This is a genomic window from Mycobacterium sp. Soil_C_30, assembly GCF_057656995.1.
The window spans coordinates 18,681-44,960 of the sequence record NZ_JBDGJH010000028.1 but is presented as its reverse complement, the minus strand read 5'-3'; the positions used below and the strand labels follow the sequence as shown (position 1 = coordinate 44,960).

Sequence of the window (26,280 nt, the reverse complement as noted above, 5' to 3'; positions counted from 1 at the left end):
CAACGGAGAGAGAAGAACCGATGAGTGAGACTTCGCTGGCGCCGGTGCTGCCCATCGTCAGGGTGGCGATCCTCAGCGACAGCCGCCTGACCGAGGTGGCGTTGCCCGCCGAACTGCCGCTGCGCGAGATCCTGCCCGCGGTGCATCGGCTGCTGCCCAGCGACGCCTCCGAGACCGCGCTGCGCCGGCTGAGCCTGGCCCCGGTCGGCGGGGCACCGTTCAGCCTGGATGCCACCCTGGACACGGTGGGTGTAGTCGACGGGGACCTGCTTGCGCTGCAACCGCTTCCGAAGGGCCCGGCCGCCCCGGGCATCGTCGAGGACATCGCCGACGCCGCCGTCATCTTCTCGGCCTCCCGACTGCAGCCGTGGGGGATCCGGCACATCCAGCTGGCGGCCCGCGCGGCGGTGGTCGCGGTGATCCTGGCGATCACCGGCCTGGGGGTGGCGCACACCCTGGCCGCAGGTGAGCCCTACGGCCTCTACGCCGTCAGCGTGCTCGCGGCGGTCACGGCGGTGGCCGCACTGCTGCTGCGGGCTCGTGCCCAAGCACCCGCCGTGGAGCTGTCCATCGTCGCGCTGGCACCCATCGGTGCGGCGTTCGGGCTCGCGGTGCCAGGCGATTTCGGTGCCCCACAGCTGCTGCTCGCCGCGGCGGGGGTGACGGCATGGTCGTTGATCAGCGTGATCCTCGCCGCCGAGAACTCGGAGCGATCCAGGGCCTTCTTCACCGCGGCCAGTGTCGTCGGCGCAGGTGTACTGCTGGCGGCCGGTGCGGCGGCCCTCTGGCCGTCGCTGCCGCTGCTCACCCTGGGCTGCGGCCTGATCGTGTTGGCGCTGCTGGTGACGGTGCAAGCCGCGCAGCTGTCGGCGATGTGGGCACGCCTGCCGCTGCCGGTCATCCCGGCCCCCGGTGATCCCACGCCCTCGGCTCCCTCGGTGCAGGTGCTGCGTGATCTGCCCCGCCGGGTACGGATCAGCGAAGCGCACCAGACCGGTTTCATCGCCGGAGCCGTCGTGCTGTCGGTGCTCGGTGCCGTCGCCATCGGTGGGCGTCCCGAATCACCCAGCCTGTGGGCCTGGTACGTCGTGGTGGCCACCGGCGTCGCGGCGGTGCTGCGGGCGCGGGTGTGGGACACGGTGGCCTGCAAGGCGTGGCTGCTGGCGCAACCGCATCTGGTGGCCGTGGCTCTGCTGGTGATCTTCATCGCCTCTGACCGCTACTGGGCGGCGCTGTGGACCTCGGTGGTGCTGCTCGTCCTGGTGGCGGTGTGGATCTTCGTGGCCACCAACCCGAAACTGGCCTCCGCCGAGAGTTATTCGTTGCCGATGCGACGCCTGGTCGGGTTCCTGGCCTCCGGTGTCGACGCGTCGCTGATCCCGGTGATGGCCTACCTCGTCGGCATCTTCACCTGGATCCTCAATCGATGATCCGCCTCGGAATCCGGTGTGCGGTCGCCGGGGCAGCGGTGCTGCTCGCGGCGGCGCCGTCGGCGTGGGCCATCAGCCCGCCGGAGGTCGATCCCAACTTCGAACCCCCGCCCGGAACCACCGGTCCGGAGGCGCCGATGTCCCAGCGCGGTGAATGTGTCACCACTGGAGTCACCCAGGGGTTCGACGACGCTGCTGTGCCTGCCGCCCAATCCATGCTGAATCTGGCCGGTGCCTGGCGTTTTTCGCGTGGCGAAGGCCAGACGGTGGCGGTCATCGACACCGGCGTCCAGCCCGGCCCGCGGTTGCCGAACGTCGACGGCGGTGGTGATTACGTCGCCGGCACCGACGGCCTCACCGACTGCGACGGCCACGGCACCCTGGTCGCCGGCATCATCGCCGGGCAGCCCGGTGCGGACGGATTCTCCGGAGTGGCGCCCGCCGCACGGGTGCTGTCCATCCGGCAGACCTCGGCGATGTATGCGCCCGCCAGCCCGGACGAGGATCAAGACGCGCAGCGGGCGGGTATCGCCATCGACTCGCTGGCTCGCGCCGTCGTGCGCGCCGCCGACGAAGGCGCCCGCGTCATCAACATCTCGACGATCACCTGCGTGGGGCCCGACAGCACGATCGACCAGAACCCGCTGGGCGCGGCATTGCGGTACGCGGCGATCGAGCGTGACGTCGTGATCGTCGCCGCCGCGGGCGATTCCGGCCCCCAGGGAACCGGCGGCGGACTCGCGTGCCAGTCGAACCCGGGTGACTGGGCCGGCGTCACGTCGGTGTCGGTGCCGTCGTCGTGGCAGCCCTACGTGCTGTCGGTCGGCTCACTGACTCCGGAAGGACAACCGTCGCCGTTCACGATGGCGGGGCCGTGGGTGGGCATCGCCGCTCCGGGACAGGGCATCGTCTCGGTCAGCAACTCACCGGTCGGGGGACTGGCGGACGGTCTCCCGGACAACCGTGGCGGGCTGGCCCCGATCAACGGTTCCAGTTATGCGTCGGCGTATGTATCCGGGGTGGCGGCGTTGGTGCGCAGCCGGTTCCCGGAGATGCCGGCCCGGGACGTGGTCGAACGGCTCACCGGCACCGCCAGCAACGGTGCGCAAACCCCGTCGAACCTCGTTGGGGCGGGAACCGTGGATCCGGTGGCGGCACTGACATGGCAGCTGCCCGCACCCGAAGGCGACGAGGGCGTCACCCAGATCGCCGCACCTGTCGTTCCCGAACCGGTGGATCAGCGGCCCCGCAACATCGCCCTGGGCGGCACCGCGGCACTGGTGCTCGTGGTGGCTGCGACCGCACTGGCCGTGCACCGAAGAAAGGAAACCGTCCGATGACGGGCCGAATCATGTTGGCGCTGTTGGTCCTGATCCCGGCGGCGATGGCCTACCCGTGGCAGACCACGCTGGACTGGTGGCTACTCGGTATCGCGGTGGCGGTGGTGGTCGTGGTGTTCGCGTGGTGGCGGGGGACCTTCCTGACGACGGTGCTGCGTCGCCGCCTGGCGCTGCTGCGCGGGCATGACGAACCCCGGCACCTGGTGCAGCACAGCGAGACCGACGCCCGCACCACCGTGGTGTTGCGGGTGCTCACCGGAGATGAGCACGAGCTGCCGCTGCCGACGCTGAGCAGCTATCTCGATCGGTACGGCGTCCGGTGTGAGGCCGTTCGGGTGACCCACCGGGATACGCCGGAAGGCCGCACCACGTGGGTGGGGCTCACGTTCTCCGCCGCCGCCAACCTCGCTGCCTTGCAGGCGCGTTCGGATGACATCCCGCTGCGCGAGACCGCCGAGGTGACTCTGCGCCGCCTCGCCGATCACCTCCGTGAGCTGGGCTACTCGGTGAGCACCGTCGACGTCGACGTACCCGACCTGCTGGGGTCCGCGTCCAAGGAACGGTGGAAGACCGTGCAGGACGGTGGCCAGGGTTATCTCACGTGCTATTCGGTGCCGGCCGACGATCGGCTGAGTGAGACGCTCGCCGAACTGCGGGCCACCGACGCACCCGAGGTGTGGACCGTGCTGGAGCTGACCGGGGCGCCGGCCCGCCCGGAGATCACCGCGGTCTGTGCGGTGCGCACCGCGGAAGCACCCGCCGGCGCGCCGGTCGGTGCGGTGCAGCAGCTGCGCGGACGGCAACGGCACACCCTCGCTGCGCTGCACCCGGAATCCACTGAGCTACTGAGCGTCTAGAACATGATCGGATGCAGGAACTTCGTCATCCGGCGCAGGTAGTCCTTCTGGCTGACGTGGATCAGATGGTTGCCCGGAAACCAGTGCAGCGCACAGCGATCCCAGTGCTCCCAGAGCCTCTCGGCCTGGTCGGGCGGGGCCAACCGGTCGCCGAGCCCGGTGATGATGAGCCGCCGGTCCACCGGCACCAGCGGCCGGTAGTTCAGCGGCGAATGGTAGGCCGACGCCGCCACGGACGCTTCCCTCGACACTCCACCGGCGCACCGGCCGAGGGTCACCAGTGTGCTGGCCGGCCACCAGTCGTCGAACGCGGCGTCCGGTGTCACCACCGGCACATTGGGGACAACGGCCCGGATGCGGTTGTCCACACATGCCGCCAGCGCCGAGGTGTAGCCGCCCAGCGACAGCCCGGTCACGGCCACTCTGTCGACTCCGGTGGCCTCGAGATGGTCGATGACGGAACGGAAGTCGTGGATGGCCTGCGCCATGGTCTCGGCGAATCCCGCCATGCCGTTGGCGAAGATGCCGTAACCGCTGAAAGGTGACCCCTTCTCGGCGCGTCGACCGTGGAACGGCATCAGGTACAGCAGTACGTCGTATCCCGACCGGTAGAACCACGGCAGCGAGAAGAACAGTCCGTTGGCCAGGTATGCCGACCCCATGAAACCGTGGATCACACACAGTGTCGGGCGGGGACCGTCGCCGTGACGCCAGTGCTGGGCGCGTACCACGTTGTTGCGCGACAACCCTTTCCACACGTCCCGCATATCGGGGTTGATGGCGCGGAACGAACTGTCGAATTCGAGATTCTCGACGTTGCCGTGTGCCACCCACCGAGCCACGGCGTTGGCCGGGCGCGATGTGACACTGGGCGGTGACGTGGGTGCGGGGAAGGATGCCTTGACGTCTTGTCGGCCCGCGAGTTCGGCGTAGAACGCCATCGCGTCGCGGTCTCGGGTGGCCCGCGCCGGGCGCACCACCTCCGTCAGCACCCTGGGCAGCATGGCCGCCCCGATCATCGACGCGACCGCCGTGCGCAGGCCCAGGTCGGCGACCACGGACGCATCGACGATCGCGCGTTGTGTGGACGTCAGTTCCGAGCGGTCCGGTAGACCCCGTCGGCCGGCGTCGGCGCCGGGGATGTCCAGGACGGGCGGATCTATTGGGTCAGTCACCACCGGCGATGATAACGGGTGTTGTCATTCCAGACCGAACAACCGCGCCGCATTGTCGAACAACACGTTGCGTATCCACGTGTCGTCGGCGCCGTCCAGTTCGGTGATCGACCGAAGGGCGTCGCCGTAGCTGTACGGGATGTTGGGGAAGTCGCTGCCGAACAGGATCCGCTCACTGGCGGCCCACAGTTGCGGCCGCAGTTCGGCGGGGAACGGCATGCTCTCTTCGGAGAAGGCGGTGAACGCCATGGTGGTGTCGAGGCGCACCTGGTCGTGGGTCAGGCACAAGTCCAGGAACTCGCCGTACTCCGGCATGCCCAGATGCGCGACGATCAGCGGTAACCGCGGGAACCTGCGCAGCAGCCGCCTGATGGGCTCCGCACCGGTGTGGGTGCCGGGCACCGGGCCCGAACCGCAGTGGATCACCACCGGGACCTGGGCGTCCTCGATGGCGCCCCACACCTTGCCGAGCAGGGGATCGTTGGGCTCGTAGTCGCCCACCTGGATATGCGCTTTGAACACCCGGGTGCCACCCGCGATGGCGGCGCTGACGTACTCGGCGGCGTCCGGTTCGGGGTAGAACGTCGCGGTGGCCAGGCAGTCCGGTGTCGCGGCGGCGAACTGTGCGGCCCACTGGTTGAGCCAGGCCGCCATGTTCGGCTTGTGCGGATACACCAGCGACGTGAACGCCCACACCCCGAATTCGCGTAGCGTGCGCACCCGTTGGGTTTCGTCGGCGCGGTAGGTGATGGGCCAATCCCGGCCGATCAGCGGGCCCTGGGCGTCGAAGTACTGCCACACCTTGTCCATCACCGATTTCGGCATGAAATGGGTGTGCACGTCGATGATGCCGGGCAGGCCCAGCGATTCCCAGATGCGGCGTACGTCGTCGGTGTCTTGCATCGTTCATAGATGATGTCAGGGTGTGGAACCCCGACGTGTACCTGGCCTTCGCCGACCACCGCGGTCGCCCCTTCTACGACCTGACATCGCGGATCGACAGCTCGGAGCCGCGCCGGGTGGTGGACCTCGGCTGCGGGCCGGGCAATCTCACCCAGACGCTGGGACAGCGATGGCCCGGCGCGGTGATCGAGGCCGTCGACAGTTCCCCGGAGATGGTGGCCGCGGCCCGTGAACGCGGCATCGACGCTTCGGTGGGCGACGTCAGCGCCTGGTCACCGGCGGCCGATACCGACGTGGTGGTCTCCAACGCCACCTTGCACTGGATTCCCGACCACGTCGAGCTGGTCAAGCGCTGGGCTCGTGAGCTCACACCGGGATCGTGGCTGGCGTTCCAGGTGCCGGGCAACTGGGAAGCGCCTTCGCACCGGGCGCTGCTGGAGGTGGCGCAACGACCGCCGTATGCGGAGGCGTTGCGCGACATGCCGTTTCAGGACAGCCCGGTGGTACGGACGCCCAGTGAGTACGCGGGGTTGCTGACCGAGGCCGGGTGCACCGTTGACGCCTGGGAGACCACCTACGTCCATGAACTGGCCGGTGAGACACCGGTGCTCGACTGGATCACCGGGTCCTCGCTGACCGCGGTCAAGAGCAGGCTGTCCGAGGAAGCGTGGCAGCAGTACCGTGACGAGCTGGCCCCGATCCTGGCGCAGGCCTACCCGGCCCGCCCCGACGGCCGCACGTTCTATCCGTTCCGGCGGGTCTTCGTGGTGGCGCGTAAGGACTAGCCGGGACTTCGGTGCTTTGAACAACTGTCTATGTCGCCGTCCGTTGCCGGCGTGTGAGCGTGTACGCGCCACAACCGTGGCGCACGATCGACGTCAAAGGATCGACCATGAGTTTCGTCCAGAACCGGCGGCTGTTGTCCGCCCTCGCTGCCGCCACTGTGTTGATCGCGCCGCTCACTGCCTGCTCCAGTGATCAGCAGGAGAGCCCGGATTCCGGGTCGGCGCCGTTCCCCACGGTGGCGGCCGGTGCTCTGACCGTCGGGGTGCCGACTTTCCCGCCGTTCGTGGGTCTGGAGGGTGAGACCATCACCGGACCGGACGGGGAGATCGTGAACGCCATCGCCGAGCATTACGGGCTCGACGTGGTGGCCAAGCCTTACGATTTCGCGGCGCTCATTCCCGCCGTCCAGCAAGGCCGGATCGATGTGGCGATCGGGTCGATATTCCGCACCGAGGAGCGCAACAAGAGTGTCGACTTCTCCGACCCGCTCTACATCGAGCCGGGCGCGTTCATCGCCCGCGAGGAGATCACCAGCATCGACAGCCTCACCGGCAAGCGGGTCGGCACCGTGCAGGGTTACAACTGGAACCCCGACCTCGAAGCGATCTACGGCGATCAGCTGGTGCTGTATCCCTCGTCGGCGGAACTGAAGCAGGATCTGATCGCGGGCCGCCTCGATGCGGCCGTCGACAGCCAGGGCACCGCGCTGTATCTCTACAAAGACGACGGCTTCACCGTCACCCGGCTGCCCGCGGACGACCGCGTGGAGTCCACCACGGCGCCGGGCCAGACGGCGTTCGTGCTGGCCAAGGACAAGCCGGAACTCAGAGACGGACTCAACGCCGAGATCAAGCAACTGCACGAGGACGGCTCCATCGCAAAGTTCCTCGAAGAGGCCGGTCTGGATCCGGCAGCCGCGGACACCGGCGATCCCCGGTTCGCATGACCGAGGCCGCAACTCCGTTGCGGGTGGGCGTCCTCCTGCCCGCGACGGATACCGCGGTGGAGCTGGAACTCCCGCCGCGTCTGGCCGGCCGCGCCAGCGTGCACGTCGCACGTATGGTGCTGGACTCGGTCACCGTCGACGATCTCCGCAAGATGGAAGCCGACGCGCTCGCGCAGGCGCACATGCTGGCGCGGCTGCAGCCGGACCTCGTCGTCTTCGCCTGCACCAGCGGAACATTCGTGTTCGGCGCCGAGCACGAAGCCGACCTCGTGGCCCGTCTCGAGCGGATCACCGGTGCGCCGGTCATCACGGCGGCGCGCTCCGTGGTGGCCGCACTGAACCGCCGGGGTGCCCAGCGCATCCGGCTCGGGGCACCGTATCTGCCCGAGATCGTGGATGCCGAGGTCGCCTACCTCGGCTCGCAAGGATTCACGGTGGTGGACAGCGCCGCCCTGTCGATCGTCGACGACGAGGACACCGCACGCCTGGACGCCAACACGCTGGTCGACCTCATCGGTACACGCTCGGACGGGGCCGATGCGGCGCTGCTCAGTTGCACCAATCTTCGTACGCTGCAGCACCTCTCGATGATCGAGGAGGCCGCCGGGGTGCCGGTGGTCAGCAGCAACAGCGCGTTGCTGGAGCAGATTCTGGTGAGCCTCGACGACGTCAGATCCGGCCCGACAGCTCGGCGAGCACCAGACCCAGGTGCATCCGGAGCCGGCCAGCACCCGTCATCGACAGCCCGGTCAGCCGCTGCGCCTGGTTGATCCGGTAGTACAGCGTGCCGCGGTGGATGAACAGCTTCTGCGCGGTGTGCTGTGCGTCGTCATTGCTGTCCAGGTAGGCCTTGACCGTGCGGGCCACCTCGCGAGTGCGTGATGTCTTCAACAGGGGTTCGACCGAGCTCAGGGGCTGCAACGGTGTCGTGTCGCCGAACGCGCCCCGCAGCTCCTCGAGAAAATCGAATGAGTCGTGATCCTCGGCGAACACCAGACCGGGTTCGTTGTTCCCGTGCCGCAGCAGGTCTTTGAGCGCGGAGGCGGCCACACCCAGGGACTGTGTGGAGACTCGACTCGGCGAAACCGCCATACGCAGGACGCTGCCCGGCGCGGACTGCGACTGCTGCTCCCATTGCTGCCGGAGCACGCGCATGGCTTCCTCGGTGCGATCGCGGGTCAACGCCGCGGGGGACCCGCCGAGGACGACGACACCCAGGACATCGCCGTCGATATCGGCTGCCGGTGCGGCCGCGGCATCGATACCGAATCGGTGAGGCAGATCGGCACCGGTCAACACGCCGTGCAGGCTGACGTTGGCCTGGCCGGTGGGGTCGAACACGGGGGGAGTGGAACGCGCCACCACCACAGCGCGGTGGGCTTCGGAGTGCGCGGCGACGGCTGCCACCTCATCGGTGGTGTTCGACGGGGCGATGGCGCTGAGCGGGCGGGTGAGCAGCTCCGTGGCGGTGCGGCTGAGGTCTTCCAGACCGTCGGCGGAAATGGTGCGGTCGGGGTCGATGATCCACACGTGCCCGATGACATCGCCGCCGGGTGCGTGCACCGGCACGTATGCGCGGCCCAGATCCAGTCCGTGAAACGCCGCGATGTGCCTGGGTCCGCGGTCGGAGGCAAGCTCCTCGGCGAACAACCGATCCCGCACCGGGACCGGCGCTGGCCTGCCGTACAACAGCTCCATCCGGCTGGCGTCGATCGGGCCCTCGTGGGGAGTGGAGGCCACCGGAACCATGTTCCGGTCGTTGAGGGCGACGGGCCGCCGGCACACCGCGGAGAGATCAGAAACAGCGCGGCTCAGTGTCGCAGACGTCATGGATACCCAGTCTGCTCACGGCGGGCTGAAAGCCACGGGTTAGAAGCAGCGGGAATTCAATGGCACCGGTGTGCTGTTGGTCAGAACTGACGCAGATTGTCCCGTAAGAGCCGGTGCTCGTACTGTTTCCGAACCAGGCCGCGGCGTTGCAGTTCCGGCACCAAGCCGTCGGTGACCTCGATCACGTGCTTGCGGTTGATCCGCAGACTCGGTGACTGGATCAGGAAACCGTCGCCGCCGACGAACTCGTGGATCGCCTGCAGCCGGTCGGCGACCGTCACCGGTGAGCCGACGATATCGCCCTTGCGGCGGCCGTTCTCACTGATGATCACCTCGCGCAGTGTCGAATTGCGGCTGCCCTCGACCATGGCCCGGTAGGTGCCCTGCTCGCCGTGGGATTCGAGATCCTCCGGCAGCGGTTTGTCGAGATCGAACTGGGCGAAATCGATATCGGTGACATCGGAGATCGCCACCAGGCTGCGTTCGATGAAGGTGGGGTCGTCGACGCGGCGTTGGGCGCGTTCGCGGGCATGCTCGTCGGTGTCACCGAGGATCGGGGTGATCAGGTAGAGCACCTTGATCTCGTCGGGATCGCGCCCGCTCTGCGCGGCCCGCGCCCTGATGTCCTCGCGGTAGGCGCGCATGGCTTCCGGCGTCGACGCCGGCGAGACGATGGTGTCGGCGTACTTGGCCGCCAGCGCGCGACCTGCCGGTGACCCACCGGCCTGGGCGAGAACCGGGTAGTGCTGGGGTGACGGAACGGTGTTCAGCGGTCCGCGGCTGCGGTAGAACCGGCCCTCGAAGTTGATGTCATGAACCTTGGTGTGGTCGACGTAGGTGCGGGTGGTCTCGTCGCGGACGACGGCATCGGGTTCCCACGATCCCCACAGGCGACGTACCAGATCGACGTACTCGTCGGCCTTTTCGTAGCGCAGGTCATGATCGGGTATGGCGTCGAGGCCGAAATTCTGGGCAGCCCGGTCCTCACCGGAGGTGACGATGTTCCAGCCGGCCCGTCCGCCGGTGAGGTGATCGAGGGTCGACATCAGCCGGGCCAGCAGGTACGGCGGGTAGAACGACGTCGACAAGGTCACGATGAATCCGAGGTGCTCGGTGGCCTGCGCCAGCAGCGGCACCAGCGGTGCAGGGTCGAGTTTCGGGGCGTGTACCGCGTGCCGTAGTTCGGCTTCGAACGTACCGCCGTAGGTGTCCGGCACCATCAACTTGTCTTCGAGCAGCACGAAATCGAACCCGGCGCGATCCAATTGCCTTGCCACGTCGACGAATACCGCGCCGGAGAAATCCTTGGCGCCGTCCGACCACTGTTCGGCCCAGCCGTCGATGGTGAAGTTGAGAAACCACCCGAGGTGGAATTGTTTCGGGTCAGGCATTGACCGGGCCTTTCTTGTCGAACGATTTCAGGGGGGACAGGCCCATCCGCCTCTCCAGCCGGGCCACCATCCGGATCGCCGGCAGCGCGATGACGGCGTAGAGGACGCCGGCCATACTGAGGTACTCCAGGTAGAGGAACGTCATCGAGCCGTGGGTGTAGGCCCGGCTGATCAGTTCGGGGACCGACACCGCGTACGCCAGCGATGTCGCCTGGAACATCTGGATGGACAGTCCCAGCAGCGGCGGTACCGACACCCGCATCGCCTGCGGCAGCACGATGTGTCGCAGGGTGTCACGCCGGCCGAGGGCCAGTGCGTGCGCTGCCTCGACCTTGCCGGGATCCACCGATTGCAGTCCCGCGCGGATGATCTCGCTGCTGTAGGCCGCCGTGCTGAGCCCGATCGCGATCCACACCGACGGCATGGCCGCGATCGTGACGCCCTGGGCGGGTAATCCGTAATAGACGAGTTGCAGCAGCACGATCACCGGTGCCCCGCGCAGGATCTCGACAGCGGTGATGATGGGCCAGGAGATCCAGCGCCTCCGGGATACGGCGAGCAGTGCCAGCAGCAGCCCGGCCGGTATCCCGGCTCCGATGCTGACCACCGTGAGCTGCAGGGTGACGACGAGCCCGGCAAGCAGATCAGGCAGGTTCTCCCAGAGTGTTTCGGTCATCGGCCGACCCGCTTGCGCAACGTGTGGTCGACCCCGCGGGAAACGATCGCCACCGGCACACTCAACCCGATGTAGATGATCAGCGCCGCCAGGAAGGGGGCCAGGCCGTCGCCGTGTTCGCGAACCTGCGCGACGGTGCGGAAGGTCACCTCGGTCACGCCGATCACGCTCGGAATCGACGAGTCCTTCAGCAGGGTGAGCGCGAACGTGGTGCATGAGGGTATGGCGATCGAAACAGCCTGCGGGGCAATGATCCACCACACCGCGGCCGTGCGGTGCATACCCACCGCACGTGCGGCGTCCCACTGCCCCTGCGGTACGGCGGCCACCGCGGCGCGGTAGACCTCGGCCAGGTAGGCGGCGGTGACACCGGCAAGGGTCACCACGGAGGCGGTGAGTTCATCGACGGCGGCGCCGTTGATCTGCACGCCGAAGTACACGATGAACAACCACACCAGGATGGGGACGGCACGGATCACGTCGACGGCGAACCTGGTGGGACGGCGCCACCACCACCTGCGGCTCTCCAGTCCGGCGGCCAACGGGACCGCCAGCACGCCTCCGAGCACCAGGGCCGCGCCGGTGATACCGACCGTCAATGGGACGCCCTTGGCGATGATCGACATGGTCTCGGCGAAGGTGTCCACCGGTCAACGACCCAGCACCGCGTGGAGAAAACGCCGGGTGCGTTCGTGACGGGGATCTTCGAAAATCTGTTCTGCGCTGCCCTTTTCGATCAACGATCCGTCGGCCATCACCCCCACCTGGTCTGCGACACCACGCGCGAAGCGCATCTCGTGCGTCACCACCACCATCGTGCGGCCTTGGTCGGCGAGATCGCGCATCACCGCGAGGACTTCCTGCGCGAGTTCGGGGTCCAGCGCCGAGGTCGGCTCGTCGAACAGCAGCACATCCGGATCCAGGGCCAGGGCCCGGGCGATCGCCACTCGTTGCTGCTGGCCACCGGAAAGAGTCGACGGACGCGACGTGGCCTTGGCGGCCAGACCGACGCTGTCCAGCAGCCGCAGCGCATACTCCTGTGCGCTCTCCGCCGAGCGACCCAGGACGCGACGCTGGGCGAGCGTCACATTCTGCAGAGCGGTCAGATGCGGGAAGAGGTTGAAGCTCTGGAACACCATGCCCACCGCTCGATTGAGTTCGGCGCGTTGCGAGCGGGTCAGCGCGGTGTCAGCGGGGTAGTACTTGCCGCCGATGGCGACACTGCCTGCATCCGGGGTGTCCAGTCGGTTGAGGCACCGCAGCAGAGTCGATTTTCCCGAGCCGCTGGGGCCGATGATCGCGGTGACATCACCCACGGCGGTATCGAAGCTCACGTCGTCGAACACCGTGTGCGCGCCGAAACTCTTGGACAGCCCGCGGACTTCCAGGGCAGGAGCACTCATGTGGCTTCGCCTTCCTGCGCGGCGGCCAGCACCGTGGCCAACAACACCGTTGCGCCGTCGGCGGCCCACCGTTTGGTGATGTCCTCGGCTTCGTTGTGGCTGATCCCGTCCTTACACGGCACGAAGATCATCGCCGTCGGGGCCACCGACGACACATGCACCGAGTCGTGTCCGGCGCCGGAGACCATATCGGTCCAACTGAGCCCGGATGCTTGTGCCGCTGCGCGGACCGCGTCCACAGTGGCGGGATCGAACCGGGTGGGAGCCACCTGCAGGGGACGCTCGATCCGCCATGTCAGGCCGTGCGCGCGGCTGATGCGTTCCACCTGAGAATGCAGTTCGGCTTCGATACGGTCCAGAACGTCGGTGTCGTCGTGCCGGATGTCGAGCTGTATCCCCGCACTGCCGGGAATGACGTTGCGGGAGTTCGGCGCGATGTCGATGCGACCGGCGGTGGCTCGCACCTCGGGCACCTCCCGGACGGCTGCCGCGCGGACGGCGGCGATCAACTCCGCGGCCGCCACCAGGGCATCCTTGCGGTGGTCCATCGGGGTTGTGCCGCTGTGGCCCGATGCGCCTTCGAGAAACACGTCGTACCAACGGATTCCGTAGACACCGGTGACCACGCCGATATCGATGCCGGCCTGCTCGAGGACGGGTCCTTGCTCGATGTGCAGTTCGAAGGACCGATAGGGGCGCGCCGGCCCCGCGGCGTTGTCACCGTCGTAACCGACGGCGTGCAGGGCGTCGCCCAGGGCCACCCCCTGATGGTCCGGACGCTGCAGCGCGTCGGCGAGAGGGTAGTTGCCGGCATATACGGCTGATCCCAGCATGCTCGGGCTGAATCTGGAACCTTCCTCGTTGGTCCAATTGGCCACGACCACCGGACGCAGTGTCTGAACGCCCGCATCATCAAGGGCGGCGAGAACTTCCATTCCTGCGAGTACTCCGTATGTTCCGTCGAAGCGGCCGCCTTTCGGCTGGCTGTCCAGATGCGAACCCATCAGCACGGGTGCCAGTTGCGGGTTGGTGCCCGGACGGGTGATGAAGATGTTGCCGATCGCGTCCACGCCGCTGTGGTAACCGGCTGTTTTGGCCTGTGCGAGCAACCAATCCCTGGCGTCCCGGTCCGCGTCGCTCAAGGCAAGTCGGTCCAGGCCGTTCGCCGCTGTGGCGCCGAATTGGGAGACCGCGGCCAAGCGATCCCACAGTCGGTCCGCATCGATGCGCACGGTCTGGTCCAGGGAGGTACGGAACTCGGCCACCTGGCGAAGGTACGGACTCGCGCCGGCCTCAGACTATGGATAGGTGTTCAAATTCCCGCCGTCAGTCCCGCGCTTTGTGCAACGCCTCGAGCACCTGTGCCACCAGGGCGTCGATATCGGCACCCGTGGTGTCGAGTACCAGGTCAGGGTTCTCCGGTGGCTCGTACGGCGCATCGACCCCGGTGAGCCCCTTGAGCTCGCCCGCCCGCGCCCGCGCGTAAAGCCCTTTGGGGTCCCGCTTTTCGCACTCGGCCACCGAGGTCGAGATGTAGACCTCGATGAACGGCAGTTTGGCGGCCTCGTTCAGAGTTCGGGCGATCTCGCGATCGGACTTCAGTGGTGATACCAGCGATGCCAGCGCCACCACCCCCGCGTCGGCCAGCAGCCGCGTGAGGTGCCCGACACGGCGGATGTTCTCGGCGCGGTCGCCGGCCGAGAATCCCAGGTCATCGGACAGACCGTGCCGGAGGTTGTCGCCATCGAGCAGATAGGCCACGTCACCGGCTTCCACCAGCGCCCGCTCCACCGCCACCGCCACCGTGGACTTGCCCGAGGCGGGCAGGCCGGTGAACCAGATGGTGGCGCCGCGCTGTCCCGTCTTCTGCCAGCGGTAGTCGCGGTCCAGGCTGGACGGGTGCCAGCGGATGTCGTTGCGCGTCTGGGCACCTGGCTTGATCTCACGGGCCTCGGTGATGGTGCCTGCACCCACGGTGTCGTTGGACGTCTCGTCGATCAGGATGAACGCGCCGCTGTCGCGGTTGTCGGCGTAGGGGTCGGCGACCACGATCGAGCTGGTGCGCAACGTCACGGCACCGATGTCGTTGAGCCCCAATTCCACTGGACCGTCGAGATCATCGAGGGTTTCCGGGTCCAGGCGCGTGTGCAGTTCCTGCACGGTGGCGCGCACGGTCCGCGCACCCTGCTTGAGCGCCAACCGGTCGCCGGCCCGCAGTGGGGTGTCGGTGAACCAGCAGACGGTCGAGTACAGCTCGCGGGCAAGGACGGGCAACACGGCGTCCTCGGCGCCGCTGACCAGCACGTCGCCACGCCCGACGTCGATGTCGTCGGCCAACTCGAGTGATACCGACAGCGGTGCCACGCCGACGTTGCGGTCGTCGTCGAGCGTGTCCAGGGCTGTCACGGTGGATTTTGTGCCCGACGGTAGGGCCACCACCGGGTCGCCCACGCTCAGCGTGCCCGCCGAGAGCCGGCCGGTGTAGCGCCGTCGCTGCTCGGAGGTGGGTCGGGACACCCACTGCACGGGCAACCGGAGCTTCGAGGCTTCCGGTTGCGGCGCAACAAGATCGATGGTCTCCAGGTATTCCAGCAGCGACGGCCCGTCATACCACGGGGTGCGGTCGGAGCGGTGCACCACGTTGTCGCCGTGCTTGGCCGCGATCGGGATGACGGCCAGGTCCGCGCCACCCAGGCGGTCGGCGAGCTGCTTGAGTTCCTTTTCGACCTCGGTGAACCGGGTCTGGTCGAAGTCCACCAGGTCGATCTTGTTGACCGTGGCGACGAAGTGTTTGATGCCCAACAGTTTTGCGATGCGCGCGTGCCTCCGGGTCTGCCGCAAGACGCCGGCGCGGGCGTCCACCAGCAGGATCGCCACATGGGCGTTGGAGGCACCGGTGAACATGTTGCGGGTGTAGCGCTCGTGTCCGGGGGTGTCGGCCAGGATGTAGCTGCGGTTCTCGGTGGAGAAGAAGCGGTAGGCGACATCGATGGTGATGCCCTGTTCGCGTTCGGCGCGCAGGCCGTCCGACAACGCCGCCAGGTCAGCGATCCCCTCTTCGTCGGTGACCGCTTCGAGGTGATCCAGCGGCAGACTGTCGGTGTCGTGCATCAGACGCCCGATCAAGGTGCTCTTGCCGTCGTCGACCGAGCCGGCCGTGGCGATGCGCAGAAGTTGTCTGGTCATCAGAAGTAGCCCTCACGTTTACGGTCTTCCATGGCAGCCACCGAGGTGCGGTCGTCGGCGCGGGTCTCGCCGCGTTCGGACACTGTGGCAGCGGAGATCTCACTGATGACACCGGTGATGTCGGTGGCGCGGGAGCGGACGGCGCCGGTGATCGTGAGGTCGCCGACAGTGCGGTATCGCACCCACTCCACCGCGGACTGTTCGTCACCTTGCGGCTGAACGTATTCCGATACCGCGAGCAGGATGCCGTCGCGGGCCACCACCTCGCGCTCATGGGCGAAGTAGATGGACGGCAACTCGAGGTTCTCGAGTTCGATGTAGCGCCAGATGTCCAGCTCGGTCCAGTTCGACAGCGGGAACACCCGGACCTGCTCGCCCTTCTTGATCCGGCCGTTGTACAGCGACCACGGTTCGGGCCGCTGGGCACGCGGATCCCACTGACCGAACTCGTCGCGGAAGCTCAGGATGCGTTCCTTCGCCCGCGCCCGTTCCTCGTCCCGGCGTGCACCGCCGAAGGCCGCGTCGAATCCTCCGGCTTCCAAGGCATCCAACAGGGTGCGGGTCTGCTGACGGTTGCGCGACGCTCCGGGGCCGGGGTCGGCGACTCGGCCGCTGTCGATGGTTTCCTGCACCGAGCCGACGATCAGCTTGTGGCCGTGCTCGGCCACGCGGCGATCGCGGAAGTCGATGACCTCGGGGAAGTTGTGACCGGTGTCGACGTGCAACACCGGGAACGGCAGGGGAGCGGGGCGAAAGGCCTTCTCCGCCAACCGAAGTAGCACTATCGAGTCTTTGCCGGCGGAGAACAGCAGCACCGGACGCTGCAGCTCGGCGACAACTTCGCGGATGATGTGGACGGCTTCGGCTTCCAACAGGCGCAGCTCGTCGACGTGGGTGGTGTCTATCGTGCTGGTCATAGGGGAAGACCCTCTCGCTCGGCGTCGGCGCGGTAGCGCTCCACCCATTCGTCGGACCGGTGGTCGGCTTGGCGCTCCAGGACCGGTGCAGGGGCGAGTTCCGGATCCAGGCCCAGTGCTTCGAGCACGGTGCCCACGGTCTGAGTGAGGTTGCGCCACAACACCGGATAGGGAACATCGATGGGCTGGATGTTCTCTTCGGCGAACCAGTCCTGCCAACCCTGATCCTGAGCCTTGAGCATGCTGACCACGTAGGCGATGGCCCCCGCGTGGTACTCGGCACGGGCGTCGCGAACGGGATCTGGACGGCCCCGCCACACGCGTGTCTGCACCGCCCGCCAGAACGACACCGCCTGGGACACCTTGTCGGGGCGGTGTACATGAATGAGCACCGGGTCGCTGCCGATGACGTCGCGGATGGCGGCCAGGAGGCCATCACCGGAGCGGTCAGGCAGGTCTTTGGCGCGCTGGAGTAGCAGCGGCGTCTGATTCCACATCAGCTTGCCGCCCCAGACGCCGTTCGGCGTCCGGCCGACGGTGCGGATGTAATCCCGCCAGATCTCTGCGGGCGCGATGTCGGGCTTGCCTTCGATCAGGGGGTCCAGCAGGCGCAGGATCGACTCGTCATCGACGTCAGCGAACCATTCACGGGGCTGCGGGGCGGCGCTGGTCTCCGGCAGGTACTGGAAGAACTCCTGCGGTTCGCCCGCGACGCCCGTGGCGCGCAGGGACTCGACGAGCAGTGTGCTACCACTGCGTTGGGACGCGAGTACCAAATAGGCGGTCGGGCTGGATGCCATGCGCGAGAGCCTAACCGCAATTCAATTCGAGTGCATATAGCCAATTTCCGTCAGCGTGAACAAAACTATTGTTTTGTCTCGGTGTCGATGCCGCGCTCGGACGCGATGGCCGATCTGCTGGGCAATCGTAGGCCTTTGATGTGCGCGTAGGTCTGGGTGTAGCGCTCGGCGATCCGGGTGCCGGCAAACTCCGAGGGAATGACGTCGTTGGTTTTGACCCGCCAGTCGTTCAGCTGCATCGACAACTCACGGGCGATCGCCTCGTTCTTGTCGCTGACCTCACCCATCAGCAGATTCCGCGTTTCCGTCGGGTCGGCGATGAGGTCATACAGTTCGCGTTCGGGGCGGGGCGCAGACGCCTGCGGGCCGACCAACTGTCCCGGCGCACTTTCCTCGATATCCCACGGTAGATCGAGTAGCGGCCGCTGCGCGTAATTCTCGATATAGCTGTATTGCTTTGTGCGGATGGCGCGAATTGGATCGAACGAATCGTGATAAGTCTTGGTGGTGAAAACTGCGGGGCGGACTTCGGTGTCGTCCTCGGCCGCATTCGCAATTTTCTCGGCGTGTGACAAACCGTCGATATCGTCCGGAACGGGCACGCCGAGCAATTCCAACAACGTGGGCACCAGGTCCACGCCGCTGAACAGGTCGTCGTAGACGCGGCCGGCCTGCCGCCGGCTGCGCGGTGGCCGGATGATCGTCGCGATGCCCGTCCCTGCGTCATACAGCGTCGACTTCGCCCGCGGCAGCGCTGGTCCGTGGTCGGTGAGGAACACCACCCACGTGGAGTCGGCCAGGCCGGTGTCGTCCAGGACTTCGAGCAGCTCGCCTACGGCGGCGTCGGCCACGGTGATCGATCCGTAGAAATCGGCCAGGTCCTGACGGATCTCCGGGGTGTCCGGCAGGTAATCGGGCAGCTCGACGCCGGTGGGCTCGGCGGGTTGGTAGCGCTCGTGGGGATACGGCCGATGCGTCTCGAAGAAGCCGGCGGTGAGCAGGAACTTCTGTGGGGGCGGGTTGCGCAGCCACTCGGCGGTCCGCTCCACCACGTACTCGCAATAGGAGTTGGAGACGTCGAACTCGTCGAAGCCCAGTCGCGACGGAAAGCTGGTTTCGTGTTGCATGCCGAAGAGGGCGGTGTGCCAGCCCGCATCGCCGAGCAGTTGTGGCAGTGTGCGCACGCCTGACCGGTACTCCCAGCCGTGATGGGCAAGTCCGACCAGCCCGTTGGTCTGCGGATAGCGGCCGGTGAAGATCGAGCCGCGCGACGGTGAGCACAGTGGGGCGGTGGCGTGCGCGCGGGTGAACACGATGCTCTCGTCGGCCAGCTGGTCCAACCGGGGACTGACGACGTCGGCATGGCCATAGACGCCTAGGTAGCGGCCCAGGTCGTGCCAATGGACGATGAGGACGTTTTCGTCGGAGGTCACTACTCCAGCTTGCCTGTGCACGGATTCGCATTCATCCACAGATCACGCTCGGCGGCTAGATTTGTCGGCCCCCGATGGCATAATCGAACACATGTTCGAGACATTCGATGCGTCTGCGTTACTCAATGAGGTGGAGTGCTCCCGCCTCGATGAGTCGGCGGTGTGGGCGCATCGGATGGCCGCGATCGCCCCGTTGTTGGCGCAGCGCACCGCCGAAGCCCTGCAGCAGGCACTCGACGACCCCGACGGCGACCCGGGGTATGCATTGGTCACCGGCTGCGTGCGCACCGCCGCTGAGGTGGGTCCGGTGTTGGGAGTCCCGCCCGCGGTGGCCACCCGGCTCGTCGGGTACGCCGAAGCCCTCGACGAACGGATGCCGCAGACCTATGGCCTGCTGGCCTCGGGGCGGCTGGACTGGGAATCGACGACAGTCATCTTGAATCGCACCGCCAACGTCACCGCTGCGGCGATCAAGGATCTGGATCGCAACCTCGCCGCGAAGATCGCCACCTGGCAGTGCTGGTCACGCACCCGGCTGCTGGGCGCCATCGACCGCGCCATCCTGCACGTCGACCCCGACGGCGCCAAGGAACGCCGGGTGAGCGCCGACACCGACCGCCGGGTCAGTGTGAAATCCCTGCCCAACGGGATGGGGGAAATCCGGGTCTATGCCTCGGCGCCGGTGGTGGCCCGCGTCGAGGCCCGCCTCGATCACATGGCCGCCCTGGTGTGCGCGGCGGACCCGCGCACTCCGGTGCAGCGTCGTGTTGATGCCCTCGACGCGATCGGTGCGGGCAGCTTCGTGTTGGCGTGTGCGTGTGGGCGCGACGACTGCGCGGCCCCGAAACCCCACGCTGCCGCTGCTGCGGCGGCGGGGGCGCGGTTCGTGATCAATGTGATCGCCCCGGCGGCCACCGTGACCGGCGACGGTGACGAGCCCGGCTTCCTGCAGGGCTACGGGGTCATCGACGCCGACCAGGTCCGTGAGCTGGCCGCTCAGCCCGCCACGGTGCTGCGCGAGGTCGCCGACCCCGACACCAACCTCCCCACCCCGACCGTGACCGGTGACGGCACCTCGGTGCTGCTGCGGCACCGTCCCTCGGCTGCCACGAATCGGTGGGTACGCTGCCGGTCCTTGACGTGTTCCTTTCCGTTCTGCAATCGGCCCGCCTGGACCGCGGATCTGGATCACAGCATCGCCTTCGATCACGACCATCCGTTGCGGGGTGGGTGGACGATGAGCGCGAACCTCGATCCGAAATGCCGGCTGCATCACCGCATGAAGACGTTCCTGACCGGTGACTGTGGTTGGACCACCACGCAATTGGCGGACGGGACGATTGAGTGGACGTCGCCGACGGGGCGCAGTTATCGGTCGACTCCGGATGGGGCGGAGTTGTTCGAGGACATCGCTGCGGCGGGTGCGCCGAAGCCGTGGCCCCGGCCGCGGGATCCCCGCCGGGACAAAGCCAGACGTACGGCGGCGGCGCGGGCCGGGGCGGCGGCCAAACGCGCGGCGAATGCCGAGACCCGGCGGGTCAATCAGGCCCGTGCCAAAGAGATCGCTGACCGTCAGTGGCGCAACGACGTTCGGTTCAAACTCTTCTGGTTCAAAGGCGCACCGTCGACCAGTCCCTGGTGCACCTGGGTCAACGATCCTGACGAAGACGACACCATCAGCGCCGACTGGCGCCCACCTCCCTTACCGGAGAAATCCGACGACGACCAACCACCCTTCTGAGTGGGTGGGGGCCCGTCCTCATATCTGCGCCGGCAGAACGTGATCGGCGACCTTGTCGGTGCTCAGGCACAGCGAGCACACGAAGGCGGCGTGTGTTTCGCACTTCATCATGTCGGGGCGCTCGTAATCGTGGTGGCAGACATGGCAGGTGAGATGGTCGGCGCCGGGGTTGCCGTGCTCGTCGTACATCGGCACGTCGATGCCGTCGTCGGTGCGGCGCAAGTAGTACTTGCCTTTGGTGGCGAGGGCGAAGATGGGCGGTAGCACCAGGCCCAATCCGATCGCCACCAAAGGGGAGTACGGACGGATGGCCTCGCCGAGACCGCCGAAGAACGCCAGAATCGACACCCCGGCCGCAATGAGCATCGACCCGAAGCCCACCGGATTGACGGCGTACAGCATGCCGCGCCGGAATTCTGGTTGCTTGGGCGAAATCTTGAGCAGGTACTTGTTGAAGACGATGTCCGACGCCACCACAACAACCCACGCCATACCGCAGTTGGCGTAGAACCCGAGGATGGTGTTGAGGAAGTCGAACATGTTGGCTTCCATCAGAATCAGCGCAATCAGAAGGTTCACGCCGAGGAACACCAGCCGCCCGGGGTAGTGCTTGGTGACGCGGGTGAAGGAATTGGTCCACGCCAGCGAGCCGGAGTAGGCGTTGGTGACGTTGATCTTGATCTGGCTGATCACCACCAGCACCACTGCCAGCGTCATCGCCAGCCAGCCCGGCAGGAAGTTCTCGTAGATCTCCAGGAACTGGTGCACAGGTTGGTTGGCGATGCCGGCGCCGTCGGCCACATTCGCAATGAGGTACACCGCCAGGAACAACCCGACAACCTGCTTGATCGCCCCGAAGATCACCCAGCCCGGGCCGGCCAGGATCATCCACGTCCACCAACTGCGGGCGTTCTCGGGCGTCCGCGGCGGCATGAACCGCAGATAGTCGATCTGCTCGGCGATCTGTGCGATCAGCGACAGGCACACTCCCGCCGCGAGCAGGGTGGCACCCAGATCGAAGCCACTGTAACCCTCCTCGCCCTGGTAGGCGAAGAACTCGCTCACCGACTCGGGATGGCTGATCACCAGGTAGGCGAACGGCGCGACCATCAGCACCAGCCACAGGGGTGTCGTCCAAACCTGCAACGTCGAAAGGACTTTCATCCCATAGATCACCAGCGGGAAGATGATGATGGTCGACACCGCATAGCCGATGGGGAGCGGGATGCCGAGTCCGAGCTCCAGCCCCTGGGCCATGATCGACCCCTCGAGGGCGAAGAAGATGAAGGTGAACGTCGCGAAGATGACGTTGGTGACCACCGACCCGTAGTAACCGAAGCCGCTGCCGCGGGTGATCAAGTCCAGGTCGATGTTGTACCGCGCCGCGTAGTACGCCAGCGGGAAACCGGTCGCGAAGATGACGACCGCAAAAATCCCGATGCCCCACAACGCATTTGTGGTGCCGTACGAGATCCCGATGTTCGCGCCGATCGCAAAGTCGGCGAGGTAGGCGATGCCGCCCAACGCCGAGATGCCCACCACGCGCGTCGACCATTTGCGGTAGCTGCGGGGAGCGAACCGGAGGGTGTAGTCCTCCAGCGTCTCTTTGGTGGCTGTCAGCTGATCGACGGCGACTTCCTGCGTCATGCGAGGACACTAAGGTCGCCTTGTTTCAGGGCTGTGACGCCGATGTTCCCTTCGCAAAGCTATGGATCAACAAGTGCGTCAATAAGTCTCAGGCGGACAGCAGCCCAGACTCACCCTGATTGTGCAGGAAGAAGTTGGGGTCAACGGCATCCCAGAGGGTGATGTAGAGCTGCTCTTTGGCCGCGAAGCTGGCCTCTTCGGTGTTGAGAAGGTCGGCGATCTGGTCGTAGACGTAGTACAGCACCGATACCGGACCGGTGGTCAGCAGCAGTTGATTGATGGCGATCTGCGCACCGGCCTTGTCACCGCTGAGCGCCTGGACGACGGCGGGCAGGACCGCGGTCACCGGCACAACCATGTTGACCACCGGCACGATCTGGCTGGCCCGATACACCAACTCGAAGCCCTCGCGGTAGACCTCTTTCAGCGGTGACGGGAGGAACAGCATCGTCAAGTCCCGCACCTGGATCAGCGGGGCGGGCATACCGATTGGATCCGGGTCGTCGGCGCGGAAGGGGTCAGTCGAAGGCGCGTCGGCCACCGCGGCGACCAACTGCACCGAGGGAGCGCTGGGCACTTCGACACTCGAGCCCGGCGACGACGGCGACAGTGGCAGCCCCGACTGGCCGCGGTTGTGCAGCAACGCAAACGGGTCGAGGATGTCCCAGGCCGTCGCGTAGAACACGTCCTTCAGCTGCTGCGCCTCGTACTCCAGGTTGATGAAGTCGGCGACTTCGTCGTAACCGTAATAGAGCACCGAAACCGGATGCAGGGTCACGATCAGGTTGTTGATGATGCTCTGAGTGGCGGTGCGGAACTCCACGGGATCGCCACTGGCGAGGTTCGGCAGCTGCCCGATGATGTTGACCGCGGGAATCACGGCGTTGACGAAGGGGATGAACTGGCTGCCACGGAATGCGGCTTCGAAACCCTCGCGGACGACGGGCTGCAGAAACGGCACGGGCGCAAACGCATTGATGACCGTCTGCTCGATGTCCCACAGCGCACCCGGCATGTCGTTGGGAGCGGGCTCCGGCGGCATCGGGCGGAACGGGTTGATGCTCCACGGCACCGGACCGGCGGCGGCTTGGGCTGTCTTGGTGTCTGAGTCAGTGTTGGACGGCTTGGGCAGCGCGGCAACCGCTTCGGAGGCCTTCGTCGCCAGGTCACTGACCGGCTGGAACACCGGGAGAGGCGCGGCGGCGACGTCGTCCTCCTCCTCGTCAGCGGTGGGCTCGTCTTCCTCGGTGTCTTTCTCGGTGTCGTCCTCGTCTTCAACAGTCTTGGATGGCTTCGCCAGCCCGAACTGCTTGGTCAAACCCCTGACGGCCTCGGCCGGATCGAACTTCGGCCGGTGATTCGTCGTCGCGCGCTCTGGGCCCGCGTCGACATCGTCGTCCTTGGTTTCGGCCTTCTCCGTTGTATCGGGAGCATTCGCTTCCGGTTTCGACGAGTCCGACTCTGATGAAGACGATGAGCTCGCTGACGAGGACGTGCCGTCGGGGGTGTCAGCATGGGCCGTGCCCTGACCGGCGACGGCGATGGCCGCGCCGACCCCGGCGGCGACTGCCGCACCGCCGAGATAACCGATGTACTTTGCTGACGGCATGCTCGTCCCTTCGTAGGCCAAGGGGATCGTAGAGGCTCTGGGCAAATTCGGCACCACGAGCTTGTGATACGTGTGTGAGGGTGGGTCGACTAACTGGTGCGGCGGCCATCGCCGCGATCGTGCTCTACGCGGCGATGTGGATCGGATCCGTGCAGGACTGGTCCTGGCTGGCAGCGATGGATTCGTGGGCTCTCGATGCCGTGTATCCAATCGGGGCGGAGCGCCCCGCCTGGGTGACCTCGTGGCACGTGTTCTGTACCGTTCTGGGGCCGACGGCTTTCCGGATCGCCGGTGTCGTCGTCATCATCTGGCTGCTGAGACGTCGCTACCTGCGTCCCGCACTGTTCCTGGTCCTCAGCGTGGAACTGAGCGGACTGGTGACCGAGGCGGCCAAACTGCTGGCCGACCGTGCGCGACCCGACACCGCGATGGTGTACGCCTACGGAACGTCGTTCCCGTCCGGACATGCCGTCGGTGTCATGGCAGCAGTACTGGGACTGCTGACGATCCTGCTGCCGTTCCTCGCGGCAAAATGGCGCACGCCGCTGATCGTCGTCGGGGCAGTGGTGGTGATCCTCATCGGAGTCGGTCGGGTGGTCCTCAATGTCCACCACCCGTCCGATGTCCTGGCGGGATGGGCGCTCGGTTTTCTGTGGTACCTGGCGTGCCTGCGAATGCTGCGGCCACTGCCGCTGACTACATCGGGGGGTGAAACACCTTCAGCTCCCGATAACGGGCGCTGAAGCTGACCTCGTCGAACTCCTCACCGACCTCGCCGTCGCGCGACACCGGAATCGGACCGTCGAGCGACTCGAACCGGAACTCGGGCACCTGCAGTTCGTGATACAGCGGGCTGCGCGGTAGCCGCCCCAGCGCCAGCGCGACCAGGATCCTGGTCCGCGCCAGGCGCTTCCCGGTCTCGAGCAGCCGGACGTCGATCAAGCCGTCATCCATCCGGGTGCGCCGTGCCGGGGCGAAGCCGGTTGGCAGGTACACCGAGTTGCCCACGAAGAACAGTGACGTCTGCACGACCTTGTTGTCGTAGCGAATCGTGACCGGAGAATCGGTGCGGAGCGTGTGCAGCATGGCGTAGATGCCGGCCAGGGGTTTGCCGACGCGGTGTTCGTACTTCTCGCGGGTCTGCACAAAGCGGGGATAGGCGCCGATGCTCGCGGTGTTGATCACCATGCGGTTTTCGTTGATGCACACCAGGTCGACGCAGCGGACTTGGCCGTGGCGGATCGCTTCGACCGTGCGTGCCACCGTGTCACAGCCGATGTCCTTGGCGAAATGGTTGAACGTGCCCGCGGGGAAGACCGCCAGCGGTAGATCGGCTTCGACGGAGATCGACGCGGCGGTGGAGACGGTGCCGTCGCCGCCACCGATGCCCAGCACTTCGGCGCGCTTGGCCGCCTCGCGGAGCACCTCTTCCGGATCGTCGTCGGGGGTCAGCTCGACGATCTCGGCTTTGGGCAGGGCGTCGCGCACCTCGTCGATCACCCGGGCACCGTTTCCGCTCCCGGAGGCAGGGTTGACCACGAGCACCACCCCGGCACCCTCGGGACGGTTGATCGTCGGAACGTAGAGCGGTTCGGTTCTCGGTAGCTGCGTCTCGACGACGGGAGGGACGAGCTTGCCGCCCAAGACGGCGATGCCGGCGCCGATGCCGAAGCCCGCGACCACGTCACCGGGGTAGTGCGCGCCGGTGGCGACGCGGGACAGCCCGACCATGCCTGCCAGCAGCGCCAAGCCGAAACCCAATGGCGGACTCTCCAGGCCGACCGCCACCGCGAATGCGGCGGCGCTGGCGGAGTGGCCCGACGGCAGCGAACTCGACGTGGGGAAACGCCGGATCTGGCGTGGCAGCGGCACCGAGGTGCGTAGCGGACGCGGCCGCTTCCAGACCCGCTTGGCCAATTGGTTGGTGAACAGGCTGGTGACGCCCAGGGTGACGACGCCACGGGCAGCGCCACGGGTGGCCCTCGGCTTACCCGATGCGGCCAGCGCCGCGGCGATGGCGAACCACAGTTTGGAGTGGTCGGCGGCGCGCGTCAGCGGCGGCATCAGCGTGTCCAGCAGCGGGGTCGGGGACTCCGCGATGGCCTCGAACACCTCGCGGTCCAGGGTGCCCAGGCCTTGCGTGATCTGGTGGATTCCTCGAGCGCGTTGCCACGGCCAGCGGTTCATTCACCCCACCCTAATCACGGGGA

Annotated in this window: 23 protein-coding genes; 8 read left to right on the top strand and 15 right to left on the bottom strand. The window is 66.8% G+C overall.

All coding sequences use genetic code 11. From position 1 onward, the window contains the following. The first annotated feature begins 20 nt into the window (after positions 1 to 20). Genes eccD through eccE form a run of 3 tightly spaced genes read left to right on the top strand, consistent with a single transcriptional unit; the run spans position 21 to position 3,627 of the window. Positions 21 to 1,430, top strand: a complete 1,410-nt coding sequence (gene eccD, locus AC3A6P_RS32565; RefSeq protein WP_487696521.1) for a type VII secretion integral membrane protein EccD — start codon at positions 21 to 23, stop codon at positions 1,428 to 1,430. Beyond that, positions 1,427 to 2,770 carry a type VII secretion-associated serine protease mycosin gene (gene mycP, locus AC3A6P_RS32560; protein WP_487696520.1) on the top strand — a complete coding sequence of 448 codons (1,344 nt, stop codon included), beginning with the start codon at positions 1,427 to 1,429 and terminating at the stop codon, positions 2,768 to 2,770. The genes eccD and mycP overlap by 4 nt, the downstream gene beginning before the upstream one ends. Then, entirely contained in the window at positions 2,767 to 3,627 is an 861-nt protein-coding gene (gene eccE, locus AC3A6P_RS32555; RefSeq protein WP_487696519.1) for a type VII secretion protein EccE, read from the top strand. Before mycP ends, eccE begins: the two co-directional genes overlap by 4 nt. Here the strand turns inward: eccE and AC3A6P_RS32550 are convergent. Together AC3A6P_RS32550 and AC3A6P_RS32545 are read right to left on the bottom strand one after the other, a co-directional pair. Next, complete coding sequence (locus AC3A6P_RS32550) at positions 3,624 to 4,802, bottom strand: alpha/beta hydrolase family protein (protein WP_487696518.1); 1,179 nt, start codon at positions 4,800 to 4,802, stop codon at positions 3,624 to 3,626. The genes eccE and AC3A6P_RS32550 overlap by 4 nt on opposite strands. 24 nt (positions 4,803 to 4,826) lie before the next feature. Beyond that, on the bottom strand, positions 4,827 to 5,705 hold the full coding sequence (locus AC3A6P_RS32545) for an amidohydrolase family protein (RefSeq protein ID WP_487696517.1): 879 nt from the start codon (positions 5,703 to 5,705) through the stop codon (positions 4,827 to 4,829). A gap of 20 nt (positions 5,706 to 5,725) precedes the next feature. On the opposite strand from AC3A6P_RS32545, the gene AC3A6P_RS32540 reads away from it, so the two are divergent. The 3 genes from AC3A6P_RS32540 (at position 5,726) to AC3A6P_RS32530 (ending at position 8,207) form a co-directional block, all read left to right on the top strand. After that, positions 5,726 to 6,490 (top strand): trans-aconitate 2-methyltransferase, encoded by a 765-nt coding sequence (locus AC3A6P_RS32540; RefSeq protein WP_487696516.1) that lies wholly within the window; start codon positions 5,726 to 5,728, stop codon positions 6,488 to 6,490. A 107-nt stretch (positions 6,491 to 6,597) separates the two neighbouring features. Beyond that, on the top strand, positions 6,598 to 7,437 hold the full coding sequence (locus AC3A6P_RS32535; protein WP_487696515.1) for a substrate-binding periplasmic protein: 840 nt from the start codon (positions 6,598 to 6,600) through the stop codon (positions 7,435 to 7,437). Further along, positions 7,434 to 8,207 (top strand): maleate cis-trans isomerase family protein, encoded by a 774-nt coding sequence (locus AC3A6P_RS32530; protein WP_487696514.1) that lies wholly within the window; start codon positions 7,434 to 7,436, stop codon positions 8,205 to 8,207. The genes AC3A6P_RS32535 and AC3A6P_RS32530 overlap by 4 nt, the downstream gene beginning before the upstream one ends. On the opposite strand, the gene AC3A6P_RS32525 is transcribed toward AC3A6P_RS32530, so the two are convergent. The 10 genes from AC3A6P_RS32525 to AC3A6P_RS32480 form a co-directional block, all read right to left on the bottom strand. After that, positions 8,107 to 9,267 (bottom strand): PucR family transcriptional regulator, encoded by a 1,161-nt coding sequence (locus tag AC3A6P_RS32525; protein ID WP_487696513.1) that lies wholly within the window; start codon positions 9,265 to 9,267, stop codon positions 8,107 to 8,109. The genes AC3A6P_RS32530 and AC3A6P_RS32525 overlap by 101 nt on opposite strands. Before the next feature lie 80 nt (positions 9,268 to 9,347). After that, positions 9,348 to 10,658, bottom strand: coding sequence for an NtaA/DmoA family FMN-dependent monooxygenase (locus tag AC3A6P_RS32520; RefSeq protein WP_487696512.1), 1,311 nt, complete (start codon positions 10,656 to 10,658; stop codon positions 9,348 to 9,350). Beyond that, positions 10,651 to 11,334, bottom strand: a complete 684-nt coding sequence (locus AC3A6P_RS32515) for an amino acid ABC transporter permease (protein WP_487696511.1) — start codon at positions 11,332 to 11,334, stop codon at positions 10,651 to 10,653. The genes AC3A6P_RS32520 and AC3A6P_RS32515 overlap by 8 nt, the downstream gene beginning before the upstream one ends. After that, the gene (locus AC3A6P_RS32510) at positions 11,331 to 11,981 is read right to left on the bottom strand and encodes an amino acid ABC transporter permease (protein WP_487696510.1); all 651 of its coding nucleotides are present in this window, start codon (positions 11,979 to 11,981) and stop codon (positions 11,331 to 11,333) included. Before AC3A6P_RS32510 ends, AC3A6P_RS32515 begins: the two co-directional genes overlap by 4 nt. Positions 11,982 to 11,984: 3 nt before the next feature. Then, positions 11,985 to 12,737: an amino acid ABC transporter ATP-binding protein gene (locus tag AC3A6P_RS32505; protein ID WP_487696509.1), complete on the bottom strand. Its 753-nt coding sequence runs from the start codon at positions 12,735 to 12,737 to the stop codon at positions 11,985 to 11,987. After that, positions 12,734 to 14,002 (bottom strand): allantoate amidohydrolase, encoded by a 1,269-nt coding sequence (locus AC3A6P_RS32500; RefSeq protein ID WP_487696508.1) that lies wholly within the window; start codon positions 14,000 to 14,002, stop codon positions 12,734 to 12,736. The genes AC3A6P_RS32505 and AC3A6P_RS32500 overlap by 4 nt, the downstream gene beginning before the upstream one ends. A gap of 61 nt (positions 14,003 to 14,063) precedes the next feature. Continuing rightward, the gene (gene cysC / locus AC3A6P_RS32495) at positions 14,064 to 15,923 is read right to left on the bottom strand and encodes an adenylyl-sulfate kinase (RefSeq protein WP_487696507.1); all 1,860 of its coding nucleotides are present in this window, start codon (positions 15,921 to 15,923) and stop codon (positions 14,064 to 14,066) included. Further along, positions 15,923 to 16,840: a sulfate adenylyltransferase subunit CysD gene (gene cysD, locus AC3A6P_RS32490; RefSeq protein ID WP_487696506.1), complete on the bottom strand. Its 918-nt coding sequence runs from the start codon at positions 16,838 to 16,840 to the stop codon at positions 15,923 to 15,925. The genes cysC and cysD overlap by 1 nt, the downstream gene beginning before the upstream one ends. Continuing rightward, positions 16,837 to 17,640, bottom strand: coding sequence for a trehalose 2-sulfotransferase (gene stf0, locus AC3A6P_RS32485; RefSeq protein WP_487696505.1), 804 nt, complete (start codon positions 17,638 to 17,640; stop codon positions 16,837 to 16,839). Before stf0 ends, cysD begins: the two co-directional genes overlap by 4 nt. A gap of 65 nt (positions 17,641 to 17,705) precedes the next feature. Further along, the gene (locus AC3A6P_RS32480) at positions 17,706 to 19,073 is read right to left on the bottom strand and encodes a sulfatase family protein (protein ID WP_487696504.1); all 1,368 of its coding nucleotides are present in this window, start codon (positions 19,071 to 19,073) and stop codon (positions 17,706 to 17,708) included. A 91-nt stretch (positions 19,074 to 19,164) separates the two neighbouring features. On the opposite strand from AC3A6P_RS32480, the gene AC3A6P_RS32475 reads away from it, so the two are divergent. Next, the gene (locus AC3A6P_RS32475; RefSeq protein ID WP_487696503.1) at positions 19,165 to 20,814 is read left to right on the top strand and encodes a DUF222 domain-containing protein; all 1,650 of its coding nucleotides are present in this window, start codon (positions 19,165 to 19,167) and stop codon (positions 20,812 to 20,814) included. Between the two features lie 18 nt (positions 20,815 to 20,832). On the opposite strand, the gene AC3A6P_RS32470 is transcribed toward AC3A6P_RS32475, so the two are convergent. After that, positions 20,833 to 22,461, bottom strand: coding sequence for a purine-cytosine permease family protein (locus AC3A6P_RS32470; RefSeq protein ID WP_487696502.1), 1,629 nt, complete (start codon positions 22,459 to 22,461; stop codon positions 20,833 to 20,835). 88 nt (positions 22,462 to 22,549) lie between these two features. Beyond that, a complete protein-coding gene (locus AC3A6P_RS32465; RefSeq protein WP_487696501.1) occupies positions 22,550 to 24,070 on the bottom strand; it encodes a hypothetical protein in 1,521 nt (506 codons plus the stop codon). A gap of 134 nt (positions 24,071 to 24,204) precedes the next feature. Between AC3A6P_RS32465 and AC3A6P_RS32460 the strand changes: the two genes are divergently transcribed. After that, entirely contained in the window at positions 24,205 to 24,813 is a 609-nt protein-coding gene (locus AC3A6P_RS32460; protein ID WP_487696575.1) for a phosphatase PAP2 family protein, read from the top strand. Here the strand turns inward: AC3A6P_RS32460 and AC3A6P_RS32455 are convergent. Further along, positions 24,767 to 26,257 carry a bifunctional phosphatase PAP2/diacylglycerol kinase family protein gene (locus tag AC3A6P_RS32455; RefSeq protein WP_487696500.1) on the bottom strand — a complete coding sequence of 497 codons (1,491 nt, stop codon included), beginning with the start codon at positions 26,255 to 26,257 and terminating at the stop codon, positions 24,767 to 24,769. The genes AC3A6P_RS32460 and AC3A6P_RS32455 overlap by 47 nt on opposite strands. Positions 26,258 to 26,280 lie beyond the last annotated feature (23 nt).

Excerpts from the sequence above, each read along its gene's own strand:
- eccD (WP_487696521.1), top strand. The coding sequence starts at position 21 with ATGAGTGAGACTTCGCTGGCGCCGGTGCTGCCCATCGTCAGGGTGGCG.
- mycP (WP_487696520.1), top strand. The coding sequence starts at position 1,427 with ATGATCCGCCTCGGAATCCGGTGTGCGGTCGCCGGGGCAGCGGTGCTG.
- eccE (WP_487696519.1), top strand. The coding sequence starts at position 2,767 with ATGACGGGCCGAATCATGTTGGCGCTGTTGGTCCTGATCCCGGCGGCG.
- AC3A6P_RS32545 (WP_487696517.1), bottom strand. The coding sequence starts at position 5,705 with ATGCAAGACACCGACGACGTACGCCGCATCTGGGAATCGCTGGGCCTG.
- AC3A6P_RS32535 (WP_487696515.1), top strand. The coding sequence starts at position 6,598 with ATGAGTTTCGTCCAGAACCGGCGGCTGTTGTCCGCCCTCGCTGCCGCC.
- AC3A6P_RS32530 (WP_487696514.1), top strand. The coding sequence starts at position 7,434 with ATGACCGAGGCCGCAACTCCGTTGCGGGTGGGCGTCCTCCTGCCCGCG.
- AC3A6P_RS32525 (WP_487696513.1), bottom strand. The coding sequence starts at position 9,267 with ATGACGTCTGCGACACTGAGCCGCGCTGTTTCTGATCTCTCCGCGGTG.
- AC3A6P_RS32520 (WP_487696512.1), bottom strand. The coding sequence starts at position 10,658 with ATGCCTGACCCGAAACAATTCCACCTCGGGTGGTTTCTCAACTTCACC.
- AC3A6P_RS32515 (WP_487696511.1), bottom strand. The coding sequence starts at position 11,334 with ATGACCGAAACACTCTGGGAGAACCTGCCTGATCTGCTTGCCGGGCTC.
- AC3A6P_RS32505 (WP_487696509.1), bottom strand. The coding sequence starts at position 12,737 with ATGAGTGCTCCTGCCCTGGAAGTCCGCGGGCTGTCCAAGAGTTTCGGC.
- cysC (WP_487696507.1), bottom strand. The coding sequence starts at position 15,923 with ATGACCAGACAACTTCTGCGCATCGCCACGGCCGGCTCGGTCGACGAC.
- cysD (WP_487696506.1), bottom strand. The coding sequence starts at position 16,840 with ATGACCAGCACGATAGACACCACCCACGTCGACGAGCTGCGCCTGTTG.
- stf0 (WP_487696505.1), bottom strand. The coding sequence starts at position 17,640 with ATGGCATCCAGCCCGACCGCCTATTTGGTACTCGCGTCCCAACGCAGT.
- AC3A6P_RS32475 (WP_487696503.1), top strand. The coding sequence starts at position 19,165 with ATGTTCGAGACATTCGATGCGTCTGCGTTACTCAATGAGGTGGAGTGC.
- AC3A6P_RS32470 (WP_487696502.1), bottom strand. The coding sequence starts at position 22,461 with ATGACGCAGGAAGTCGCCGTCGATCAGCTGACAGCCACCAAAGAGACG.
- AC3A6P_RS32465 (WP_487696501.1), bottom strand. The coding sequence starts at position 24,070 with ATGCCGTCAGCAAAGTACATCGGTTATCTCGGCGGTGCGGCAGTCGCC.
- AC3A6P_RS32460 (WP_487696575.1), top strand. The coding sequence starts at position 24,205 with ATGTGGATCGGATCCGTGCAGGACTGGTCCTGGCTGGCAGCGATGGAT.
- AC3A6P_RS32455 (WP_487696500.1), bottom strand. The coding sequence starts at position 26,257 with ATGAACCGCTGGCCGTGGCAACGCGCTCGAGGAATCCACCAGATCACG.